This is a genomic window from Caballeronia catudaia (assembly GCF_001544755.2).
Classification (GTDB): Bacteria; Pseudomonadota; Gammaproteobacteria; order Burkholderiales; family Burkholderiaceae; genus Caballeronia; species Caballeronia catudaia.
Window position 1 is genome coordinate 1 of sequence record NZ_FCOF02000088.1, and the last position, 9585, is coordinate 9585.

General features: G+C 62.3%; 14 protein-coding genes and 2 pseudogenes. 6 read left to right on the forward strand and 10 right to left on the reverse strand.

Going from position 1 to position 9585, the window contains the following annotated elements; all coding sequences use genetic code 11:
- The 4 genes from AWB75_RS35425 to AWB75_RS35440 form a co-directional block, all read left to right on the forward strand.
- The coding region (locus tag AWB75_RS35425; protein ID WP_143281732.1) for a hypothetical protein at positions 1-93 on the forward strand (93 nt) is incomplete at its 5' end.
- Between the two features lie 143 nt (positions 94-236).
- Complete coding sequence (gene phbB / locus AWB75_RS35430) at positions 237-980, forward strand: acetoacetyl-CoA reductase (RefSeq protein WP_061128602.1); 744 nt, start codon at positions 237-239, stop codon at positions 978-980.
- A 132-nt stretch (positions 981-1112) separates the two neighbouring features.
- Positions 1113-1331, forward strand: a complete 219-nt coding sequence (locus AWB75_RS35435) for a hypothetical protein (protein WP_061128610.1) — start codon at positions 1113-1115, stop codon at positions 1329-1331.
- Between the two features lie 167 nt (positions 1332-1498).
- Positions 1499-1834 carry a hypothetical protein gene (locus tag AWB75_RS35440; RefSeq protein ID WP_061128603.1) on the forward strand — a complete coding sequence of 112 codons (336 nt, stop codon included), beginning with the start codon at positions 1499-1501 and terminating at the stop codon, positions 1832-1834.
- Here the strand turns inward: AWB75_RS35440 and AWB75_RS35445 are convergent.
- Positions 1800-2171: pseudogene (locus AWB75_RS35445) on the reverse strand (isochorismatase family protein); the annotation flags it as partial. The gene AWB75_RS35440 and the pseudogene AWB75_RS35445 overlap by 35 nt on opposite strands.
- A gap of 199 nt (positions 2172-2370) precedes the next feature.
- On the opposite strand from AWB75_RS35445, the gene AWB75_RS35450 reads away from it, so the two are divergent.
- Positions 2371-2928 carry a dioxygenase family protein gene (locus AWB75_RS35450; protein ID WP_235012422.1) on the forward strand — a complete coding sequence of 186 codons (558 nt, stop codon included), beginning with the start codon at positions 2371-2373 and terminating at the stop codon, positions 2926-2928.
- Positions 2929-2949: 21 nt separating this feature from the next.
- Here the strand turns inward: AWB75_RS35450 and AWB75_RS35455 are convergent, their stop codons facing one another.
- Positions 2950-3168: a hypothetical protein gene (locus AWB75_RS35455; RefSeq protein WP_061128611.1), complete on the reverse strand. Its 219-nt coding sequence runs from the start codon at positions 3166-3168 to the stop codon at positions 2950-2952.
- Between the two features lie 53 nt (positions 3169-3221).
- On the opposite strand from AWB75_RS35455, the gene AWB75_RS35460 reads away from it, so the two are divergent.
- A complete protein-coding gene (locus tag AWB75_RS35460; RefSeq protein ID WP_061128605.1) occupies positions 3222-3770 on the forward strand; it encodes an SRPBCC family protein in 549 nt (182 codons plus the stop codon).
- Here the strand turns inward: AWB75_RS35460 and AWB75_RS35465 are convergent.
- The 8 genes and pseudogenes from AWB75_RS35465 to tssC all read right to left on the reverse strand — a co-directional run bounded on the left by AWB75_RS35465 (position 3767) and on the right by tssC (position 9340).
- Complete coding sequence (locus AWB75_RS35465) at positions 3767-4012, reverse strand: hypothetical protein (RefSeq protein ID WP_061128606.1); 246 nt, start codon at positions 4010-4012, stop codon at positions 3767-3769. The two genes, AWB75_RS35460 and AWB75_RS35465, sit on opposite strands and share 4 nt — an antisense overlap.
- A gap of 154 nt (positions 4013-4166) precedes the next feature.
- On the reverse strand, positions 4167-4325 hold the full coding sequence (locus AWB75_RS37920; protein WP_159462847.1) for a hypothetical protein: 159 nt from the start codon (positions 4323-4325) through the stop codon (positions 4167-4169).
- Positions 4326-4465: 140 nt separating this feature from the next.
- Positions 4466-4894 (reverse strand): annotated as a pseudogene (locus tag AWB75_RS35470) (GGDEF domain-containing protein); the annotation flags it as partial.
- A 161-nt stretch (positions 4895-5055) separates the two neighbouring features.
- A complete protein-coding gene (locus AWB75_RS35475; RefSeq protein ID WP_061128607.1) occupies positions 5056-5331 on the reverse strand; it encodes a PAAR domain-containing protein in 276 nt (91 codons plus the stop codon).
- A 49-nt stretch (positions 5332-5380) separates the two neighbouring features.
- The gene (tssE, locus tag AWB75_RS35480) at positions 5381-5815 is read right to left on the reverse strand and encodes a type VI secretion system baseplate subunit TssE (RefSeq protein ID WP_061128608.1); all 435 of its coding nucleotides are present in this window, start codon (positions 5813-5815) and stop codon (positions 5381-5383) included.
- A 14-nt stretch (positions 5816-5829) separates the two neighbouring features.
- Positions 5830-6483 (reverse strand): DotU family type IV/VI secretion system protein, encoded by a 654-nt coding sequence (locus AWB75_RS35485; RefSeq protein ID WP_061128609.1) that lies wholly within the window; start codon positions 6481-6483, stop codon positions 5830-5832.
- Positions 6480-7826 (reverse strand): type VI secretion system baseplate subunit TssK, encoded by a 1347-nt coding sequence (tssK, locus tag AWB75_RS35490; RefSeq protein WP_087087180.1) that lies wholly within the window; start codon positions 7824-7826, stop codon positions 6480-6482. Before tssK ends, AWB75_RS35485 begins: the two co-directional genes overlap by 4 nt.
- An 83-nt stretch (positions 7827-7909) precedes the next feature.
- Complete coding sequence (tssC, locus tag AWB75_RS35495) at positions 7910-9340, reverse strand: type VI secretion system contractile sheath large subunit (protein WP_087087181.1); 1431 nt, start codon at positions 9338-9340, stop codon at positions 7910-7912.
- Between the last annotated feature and the right edge of the window lie 245 nt (positions 9341-9585).

Here is a 9585-nt window from a genome sequence, read left to right on the forward strand (position 1 = left end):
CACGAAATGCAGAAGCGCGACGCGAAGAAGGGCCTGGCCTCGCTGTGCATCGGCGGCGGCATGGGTGTCGCGCTGGCGCTCGAGCGTCCGTAACGTCCGCTAGAAGAGCAGTAAGCCGGCGCCGCTGAAATCCGGCTCGACGCGACATCAAAACATAACGGGCGTCGAGGCAACATGGCAGCGCTGGCGCCATTCCGAGCTTCATAAACCTGAGAGAAATAACGAGGAGTATCAGCATGACAAAGCGAATCGCAGTGGTGACGGGCGGCATGGGCGGCCTTGGTGAAGCCATCAGCATCAAGCTGCACGACGCAGGCTATGCGGTCGTCGTGACGCATTCGCCGGGCAATGCGAAGGCCGCCGAATGGCTCGCGAGTATGGACCGCCAGGGCCGCAACTTCCGCGCGTACGCGGTGGACGTCGCCGATTACGATTCCGCGCAGGGCTGCGTGGCGAAGATTCGCGCCGAAGTCGGCCCGATCGATATCCTCGTGAACAACGCCGGCATCACGCAGGATACGACCTTCAAGAAGATGACCAAGGTGAACTGGGACGCCGTGCTGCGCACCAACCTCGACTCGGTTTTCAACATGACCAAGCCCGTCTGCGAAGAAATGGTGTCGCGCGGCTGGGGCCGCATCATCAACATTTCGTCGGTGAACGGCTCGAAAGGCCAGATCGGCCAGACGAACTACTCGGCGGCGAAGGCCGGCATGCACGGCTTCACGAAGTCGCTCGCGCTCGAAGTCGCGAAGAAGGGCGTTACGGTGAACACGATCTCGCCGGGCTATCTCGCGACCAAAATGGTGACCGCGATTCCCCAGGAAATCCTCGACACGAAGATCATTCCGCAGATTCCGGCCGGCCGTCTCGGCAAGCCCGAGGAAGTCGCGGCGCTCGTCGCGTTCCTGTGCTCCGAAGATGCGGGCTTCGTCACCGGATCGAACATCGCGATCAACGGCGGCCAGCACATGTGCTGACGTTTGAATCGTGTCGCGCGGGCGTCGACGGACCGCCGCCCGCGCGTCACGATCTTCACGCGCGGGACATCGCGTTCCCGCGCATCGATTCGCTCTTCACTCGACACTCTTGCTCTTCCGATGAACCGTGCCATGAACAACCTCGGCGCAGGCACGCCACGCTGTAGCGTCCGCCATCTCGACTCGGCGATCGAACATCTCGAAGACGTGCTGAGCCCCGAAGGCGCGAATTCACTCTTCTCCAAGACGTACTGGCGCGGGCGCGTCGTGCAGACCCTGTCTACGCCCGGCCTCGCACCGTCACAGCATTCGCGCTTGCAGCGCCTGCTGGATCGTATCGCTCAGGCCTGAGCGGAAACATCGAAACATCTAGACGGTCGATCGTGAAAAGGCGCGCAGCCCACGCTGTAGCCGCTCATCACGGACCCGACAACACAGCGCCTTTCCTCTGATCTGTGAAGAAATTCGCAGGCGCTTGTACCATTCGGGCCGTATCTCAAAATTCACGGTCCATACGTATGTCCGATTCCTTACGATCAATCGCTCGCACGCGGCGCGCGTCCGGTGCGATCGCGCTCGCATTCTCCCTATTGCTCGCCGCGTGCGGCACGACGAACGGCGTCACGGCCGGCGCGCAGCCCAACATGTATACGGTCACGGGCAAGGCGACCGGCACGCGCATGTCGTGGGTGACCGCGCGCAATGCCGCGATGAACGCGGCCACCGACTATTGCAAGCAGCGCTCGCAACGCGTCGCGATCCGATCCGAAGCGACGAGCGGCGTGCGTTCGCTCGAAGAGCAGACCTCGACGGTTTCCTTCAGTTGCCTGCCGGAGAACGACGCGCGCGGCTGAGCAATTCGTCCGACGACATCACCGCCGCGTACTTCTGCGCCATATCGAAGAGACTCGCGTCGTGCGGTCCGAGCGCGCGATCGCCGACGCAATCGGAAAGCACCACGGGCCGCAGGCCATACCGCATCGCGTCGACGACACTGGCGCGCACGCAACCGCTCGTCACCGCGCCCGCGACGACGAGCGTCTTCACGCCGCGCATCGCGAGCCACGCCGCGAGCGACGTGCCGAAGAACGCCGACGGCACGTTCTTGCGCACGACGAACTCGCCGGGTTCTGGCGCGAGTTGCGACACGATCGCGCTGTCGTGCGCGCGTTCTTTTAGCGTCAGCATGCCGAGATGAAACCGTCTGGATTCGGAATGGAGGTATAAATAAATGCAGCGGCGGATCGAGGCGGAATTTTTCGGCTTACCATGACGACACGGGACGCTGGCTTGGGCGGCGTGCCGATCGAGCGAAAAGCAGGGAGCGCCCATCATGCGGATACGAAGTGCAGGGCTGGGACGTCGCGATTTTCTTCGCAGGTCCTGCGCGGTGCCGTCCACATTGCTGCTGATGGCTTTCGGGCATGCGAACGCGGGGCGGGCCAACGAAATTTCAGCGACACCCGCCTGCACCGACGGACACGAACCGACGCGGCCGCAGACGGCGGGTCCGTTCTTTCTGCCGCACTCGCCGCAGCGCGCATCGCTGCTCGAACCGGGCATCGATGGAACGAGGATCGTCCTGAGCGGACGCGTGTGGACCTCGATGTGCAGGGCAGTGCCCGGCGCCTTGCTCGATTTCTGGCAGGCCGATAATGCCGGTGAGTACGACGTGGATGGGTTCCGGCTGCGCGGTCATCAGTTCGCCGACAGCGAGGGACGCTACCGCCTCGAGACTATCGTGCCGGGGGCTTATCCGGGACGCACGCGGCATTTTCATGTCACGGTGCAACCGCCCAACGGGGCGATGCTCGTCACCCAGTTGTACTTTCCTGGCGAACAGCGCAACGCCCGCGACTCGCTGTTCGATCGCCGGCTTCTGATGACCGTCGACGACAACGGCGCTCGAAAGGCGGCCCACTTCGATTTCGTGCTCGCGTCCTCGTAACGCGTCGCGGCGTCGAAGGCGTCAGGTCCTGTGCTCGTCGCACCATTTGACCGCCCATTGCCGGGCTGCCTCCACAGCATCGGCGTCGCTTCGATAGTCGCCGATGTCGCCCGACCATTTCACTTCGCGGGCATTGTCATCGTCCGAAGACCGGTGGAAGATTTTTGCGCGGGCATAGTAGTGGCCGCCCTCCTCGAGACACGCTGCGTTAATGCGAAACTGCTCGTACTCGAATTCCATGATCATCTCCAGCTTCATATGCGAGTCGTAGTTCTTGCGGAGCACGAACGATCATGAGAACGCGCGCACGATACGTCCTGGCTATTCTGGCGGCGGTGCTCGCCATCGTTGCCGTGCTCTTCATTCCGTTGCCGCGCGGCGTGTTGCCGGATACGCGGATCGTCAGCGTCGCCGCGATTCAACGTGCGCCCACGGACGTGTTCGATTTCGTCACGACGCCGGCGCATTGGCCGCAATGGCATCCTTCGTCGTTGTCGGTTCAAGGGAAGACCGGCCATCCGCTCGATGTGGGCGAGCAGGTCGTCGAGGAGTTCCTCGTCGCGGGCCGACGCGGCCGCGTGGTATGGACCGTCAGCGTCAAAACCTTTCCCGCGAGATGGTCGATCGACGGCGTGATGGACGGCCGCCCCGCCGGCACCGTCACCTACACGCTCACGCCTGAGGCGAACGGTACTCGCTTCGTCCGCGAGTTCAGCTATCGCGCATCATCGCTATGGTTCGCTTTCGTGAACTGGATCGTGCTGAAAGGGGCGATACAGTCCGAATCCGACGAAGCGGTGACGCGGTTGAAGCGCCTGCTCCAGAGCGGGGCCGCGCCTTAACGCTCCTGCAAGTGCACGTCGGATCGCCGAAACGGCGCGGCGGGCAGCGGACGGTCGTCGACGAAAGCGATCCCGGACCGGATCGCGAACTGCACCGCGGCGGCCCGGCTCGCGAAAATGCCGAGGTTCCCCAGCGAGTTGACCCCACCCTCTTTCTTCCGAACAATCACGCGCGCGACGAACGCATTCCCCATCCGCACCGCGGAGGGATGCACAGCGGCTCCGTGATGGTAGAACAGCATGAGGGTATCGGATGCGTTTCGAACACTTAGGACTTTAGTCGGGCGGAGGCGAGCCGCAAGGCCATTTACCTTTTGCACGTAACTGCCTGTTGAAGCACTTTTGTCGAAGGGGCTGCACGTCGCGCCCGCCGCCCGCTGGGAGCGGCGTGCGCGATCAGGAGCCTCTGGACGAACGCGCACGCACGTATTCGGCCGATCGCTTCGCGCGCGCGAGCTTCGCCGGGCGCGGGAGGAAGATATCCCAGACTGCCATCAGGGAGAGCGATACGACAGCGACGAATGCCAGCGTGCCGAGAAATGCGAGGAAAGCCATGTTCGTGGTCCGGTCAAAGATGCAGGGTGTCGAGGTATCTGCCGGACTTGAGTATGCGCAGCGCGGCGCGGAATCGATGCCGCGAGAAGGCGTCGAAACAGGCGTCTGTTCGACGTTTGAACGCTGCGGCGGGAATCGGCTTACTGGTCGGCGAATTCCACGCGGTTGCGACCGCCCCGCTTGGCGCGGTACAGCGCCGCATCGGCGAGGCCGTACGCGGTGTCGAAGCCGGTGCCGGCTGCGTTATTGCTGACGCCGAAGCTGGCCGTGATGCTGCGATCGACCGGCGGCACGACCAGCGATTCGCCGATGGCTTCCCGCATGCGCTCGGCAAGCAGCGCGGCGCTGTCCGGGTCATGACCGGGCAACAGCACCGTGAACTCCTCGCCGCCCACCCGCCCGATGAAGCCTCGCTCGCCCACGATGCGCCGCAGGCAACCGACGACGCCGAGGATGACCGCATCGCCTGTCGGATGACCGAAATCGTCGTTGATGCGCTTGAATTCGTCGATGTCGAGGACGATCATCGCCGCGCTCTTGCTGCGCAGCGTCTTGGTCGCGCGTTCGATGGATGAGACGAGCCGCACGCCGCTCGATCGGCTGCTGATTTTCGCGCCAGCCGCGCTGGTTTGCCAGAACGCAATGAAACCGCTTTTTGCCGTGATCGGTTCGGGCGTGACCGGAGGCACGTTCTCTGCGCTCGCGATCGCATCGCAAGCTGCGTTTCGGCTCAGCTATCGAAAATCGTCGAACGCGCAATCACCCGATTGGTGCCGCTTGGACACTCGCACATGACAATATCGCCGTCAGCGACAGCGCGCGAAGCACCGAACCCCCAGTTCACCGCGGTGCCGAGCATTTGCCCGTTCTTGCCACAACGCGGACACGAGGCGAGACCCATGTGACGCGCGATCGGCTGCCCGTCATCAAGCATCGAATCGTCGCCATCCAGCACGCGTCCACCGGTGGTTGTGAGGTTGCCTTTCAAGGCGATCATTTTTGCCATTGCGGCGACTCCTTTGTTCAATCGCGTTTCTCGGATTGACCATCTGTGGTCAATCCTGATCTACCGTCGAATTCAGCATCCGCAACCGCGTCTGTCCGTCTGGCGTGAAGTCCGTGCCGAAGCGCACGAGCCCTTCGCGGCGCAGATGACACGCCATCGTGAAGCTCAGCAACATGCCGGGCTCCGGCTTCTTGATCTCGATGTCGATGGACCTCAGTCGCGGCTCGTACTCCAATAGCGTCGCCTCGATCTCGCTTTTCAAGCGATGCGCTGACGCCGGCAAGTGCCGGTAAATTTCCGACAAATCGTCGAGCCCATACTCGGGCAAATGCGCGAGCGCCTGGCGACGACAATTGAGAATGCGCTGGATGTTGTCCTGCACGGAATAGAACGTCTGCGCTTCCGGTGTGTGGTCATCGATCGCCGTGCCATCGGTGAAATGGCCCGTGATGCGTTCAAAGAGGCCCGGTCCTGTGTGTGCCATCTGCCTTCCTTCTTTCAACGTCCCATAAGAGCGATCGACGCATCGAGCCAGGTATCGATCGCGATCCACACGATTCCCGTGACCACACAGGCCAGCGCGATGCACGTGAGCGGGGAAATCCGGCTCGTCCAGGGGCGTTTGATGGCTGCCTTCACGATGATCGAAGCGTCGTCATCGTCATCCGATTTCCGCACCCCAAGCCGATCGTCGATGGCTTGTCGGAGCCGGGCGCGCGCATCCTGCCCCTCGACCGCGAAGCGCCCCGTGAAGCCCAGATCCAGCACGGCGGCGAATATTTCGAGCAACAGCCGCACCGGTCGCGGACCGCTGAGCCGTCCTTCGATGCGACGCACGAGTTCTTCGCCGGCATCGTTGCTGTCGAACTGTCCGAGTTGCAACGGATTGTGCTCCCAGGTATCGCGCTCGGTGCCCACAAAGCTGCGCAGCGCGGTCTCATCGAGCAGGGCGCATTGCGCATACACCGCATCCTCGATCACGTCCGGAGGCAAGCCACGCATCTGAAGCTCCGCACGTAAGCGCGCCATCTGTTTCTTGCCTTCCTCAAGCAGGTCGACGGCGGACGGGCGTCTGTCGGCGTCACTCAGGTCCGCGACGGTAAGCGCTGTGTCACGTAGCGCGACGGGTAGCCATTCACTCGCGGCGTTCATGTCGGCAGCACCGCGTAGAGTTCAATCGACACTTCCGGAATCGACGCCGGCACGTAGAACTGGCACGCCCGCGCGTCGATCATGCGTTTGAACGCCGGGTGCGCCGCATCGAGCGCAAAGTACTGGTTCTCGACACGTACCGGGATCGCTGCCGGCAGACGCGACATGGATTTGAGCGGAATTCCGGAGAGCGCCGAGTTGACGATCTGCTCGACCTCATCGGGCGCACCGCCCTTGCACAGACGCGGAAACTGCTCGATAAGTGCGTGCGCCGGCATCGCCGCCTGCACGGAAAGGTAGTAATCGGCGCCTTCGACGAGCCGTTCCTCGTTGATCTGGCCGGTCCACATCGTGCCGCGTACGCGTTCCAGCGCGATCGGCACCACACGCGACGGAATCACCGTATCGAGCAGATTGCGAATCAGCGACTCCAGTTCCGCGAACACGGGTTCGGGCGCTGCATGATCGTAAGCCGGAATCGCTTGCAGCGTCTCGGTGGTGGAGAAGGTCAGCAGCGACCCGGCAAGCCGCGACAGCAGCGCGTAGAGCCGCTCCGGATGTTGATCCGGCGCCTGCACCAGACGCGCGAGTTCTGGCCACGAACTGTTGACGCTGTGCAGCAGCCAGAAGAGCGATACGTCGGCGACCGCGAAGTCAGCGATTTGGTCCGAACGCTCGCGTCGACGCACCGCGAGGCTCGCGCTCTTGGCGCTCAAAATCTCCGACAACCGTTTGAGACGTGCGATCAGCGTTTCGTTCGCCGACAGGAACAGGCACGGCGGCACGAACGACGCATCGGGCTCGAAGCGGCCCTGCGCGTTGCGGATGAGTCGCGCTACCGGACACGTCACATAGTCGCCGGCCTCCTCGAAATCGAACAACAGCGACACAACGTGGCGTTCGACGCTGATCTCTTCTTTCCCTTCCCCATGAACATCGGCCACGTGCAAATACTCGCGGATGAAACGGCGCGGACGCGCCGGCTTCTCGCCGGACTCGATGCAGTTGCTGCCCTGCGCATCGACGAGCGCCACCGCCGCCAGCACCGTGATGGCATCGTGCTGCGTGGGCACGTCATCGAGCCTGCGCGCCGAGGGCAGCCAGTCGGCGGTGTCGGAATCAATCAGCGTACCGTCCGGCAGCCGCAACGCAAGCGTCGTGAACTGCAAGCGATTGACGCCAAGCGCCTGCGAATCGATCGCTACCCGGACCACGCCCCACGGATCGGGGGTGGCCATCTCCGCGATACGCGCGTTGGCGAATTGCTCCCACATTGCCTGCTGCTGAAAGTGCTGGGGCGTCATGAACACGCCCTGTGCCCATAGCGGTCTGGTTATTTTCATGGTTGATCTGGAATTGAGATGGTGAGGCTGGACCCCGCAAACGCGCTTGACCACGCTTACAAGGTCGCTTGAATGAGATTCGGCTAACTCTTCGCCCGGGGCATCTGCGAGATCAGCCCGAGATTGATTTCCATGCCCTCGATCTGAAAGTGCGGCACGATGAAGAGCTTCACGCGGAAGAACCCGGGGTTGTCGTCGATGTCTTCGACCTCTACACGGGCGTCACGCAGTGGGTGAGCGGCTTGCAGATCGTCGCCCGGTTTGGTCATTTCGGTCACAAGCGTCTTCACCCAGGTGTTGAGCTCCAGCTCAAGCAGTCGCCGGTCCTTGGTCGTGCCGATGTTCTCGCGCTGAATCATCTTGAGGCAATGCGCGATCCTGGATAGCAGGAAGATGTACGGCAGGCGTGCGTTCACGCGACTGTTGGCGCTCGCTTCCTTGGTGTCGAACGTCTCCGGCTCTTGTACCGAGTGCGCCGAATAGAAGCACGCATAGTCGTGATTCTTGTAGTGCGACAGCGCGATGAGACCGAGATGGGCGAACTGGAACTCGCGCGTCTCTGCGATCAGCGCTTCGGTGGGAATCTTGCCCAGACGTCCTGCGCCGAGATCGTAGAGTTGCGTGGGCAACGCTTCGACGAGGCCACCCGCCTGCGGTCCGCGAATCTGGATGCACCAGCCGTTGCGGATGAAGCTGCGCACCAGGTTCGTCGCAAAGGCAAACGAAGCGTTCGCCCACAGATAGCGACGCTGATCGCCACCTTCGACATCTTCGACATAGTTGAACGCGGGCGCCCGTGCCGTGTCGGGGCGCGTGGTGTCGGGTCCATAGGGTAGCCGCGCCAGAAAGCGCGGCAACGTCAGCCCCAGATAGCGCGCGTCCTCGGACTTGCGTAGCGTCTTCCACCTGAGATATTCAGCGCGCTCGAAGTGTTCGCCGAGATCCCGAATGCTCGCGACCTCTTCCATCGAGGCTTTGCCGAAGAACTGCGGCGAAACCGCGCCGATGAACGGCATGTGGGCCGCAGCCGACACCTTCGAGATATCGCGCAGCAGCGCCATGTCTTGCGGGCCGTGGTCGAACGCATAGTCCGAGATGAGTGCGGAGATGGGATCGGCGCCCGGCGTGTCGTATTCCTGGGTGTACGTGTGCCAGAACAGGCCACTCTGTATGACGTCCGGCGCATCCTCGAAGTCCTGCCGCAGCGCATCCTTTGACACGTCGAGCACCTCGATCTTGACGTTCTTGCGGAAGTCCGTTTGATCGACGAGGAACTTCAGTCCGCGCCATGCTGCTTCGAGCCGCTGAAAGTCGTGCCGATGCAGGATCTCATCGAGTTGCCGGCCGATCTTCTCGTCAACGTCCGTGATCAGGCAGTCCAGTCGCGCTGTGTCCTGGCGAACGAGGCGCGGTGACGGCGCTGCATGCAGCGGCAGATCGATGGCCTCATTGGCCAGGTCACGGCCGCCCCTCTCCGCCATGCTGTATCGAGCCTCAGACAGGTTTTGCACCATGACAGCCGTTCGTTCCTTATATGCGCTGAGTTTGTTGCCTGTCAGCAGTCTTTAATGGTCGCCGCGTGCGTGAGTTTAACGGTAAGCACGGAAACGAATAGCAAGACTGAATATAAGAAATTGTCAAGCGTTGCGAAAACACAATAGATAGTTGCGATTCGTCTGATTTAGGGCGCGATGCCCTTGTCAATCGATTCCTGATTCGCTACCGTCCATCCCCAAATAAGCGCATGACGCGCAGACGA

Coding starts and splice junctions, on each gene's coding strand:
- AWB75_RS35440 (WP_061128603.1), top strand. CDS start 1,499: ATGTCCGATTCCTTACGATCAATCGCTCGCACGCGGCGCGCGTCCGGT.
- phbB (WP_061128602.1), top strand. CDS start 237: ATGACAAAGCGAATCGCAGTGGTGACGGGCGGCATGGGCGGCCTTGGT.
- AWB75_RS35475 (WP_061128607.1), bottom strand. CDS start 5,331: ATGGCAAAAATGATCGCCTTGAAAGGCAACCTCACAACCACCGGTGGA.
- AWB75_RS35465 (WP_061128606.1), bottom strand. CDS start 4,012: ATGCTGTTCTACCATCACGGAGCCGCTGTGCATCCCTCCGCGGTGCGG.
- AWB75_RS35485 (WP_061128609.1), bottom strand. CDS start 6,483: ATGAACGCCGCGAGTGAATGGCTACCCGTCGCGCTACGTGACACAGCG.
- tssK (WP_087087180.1), bottom strand. CDS start 7,826: ATGAAAATAACCAGACCGCTATGGGCACAGGGCGTGTTCATGACGCCC.
- tssC (WP_087087181.1), bottom strand. CDS start 9,340: ATGGTGCAAAACCTGTCTGAGGCTCGATACAGCATGGCGGAGAGGGGC.
- AWB75_RS35460 (WP_061128605.1), top strand. CDS start 3,222: ATGAGAACGCGCGCACGATACGTCCTGGCTATTCTGGCGGCGGTGCTC.
- tssE (WP_061128608.1), bottom strand. CDS start 5,815: ATGGCACACACAGGACCGGGCCTCTTTGAACGCATCACGGGCCATTTC.
- AWB75_RS35435 (WP_061128610.1), top strand. CDS start 1,113: ATGAACAACCTCGGCGCAGGCACGCCACGCTGTAGCGTCCGCCATCTC.
- AWB75_RS35455 (WP_061128611.1), bottom strand. CDS start 3,168: ATGGAATTCGAGTACGAGCAGTTTCGCATTAACGCAGCGTGTCTCGAG.
- AWB75_RS37920 (WP_159462847.1), bottom strand. CDS start 4,325: ATGGCTTTCCTCGCATTTCTCGGCACGCTGGCATTCGTCGCTGTCGTA.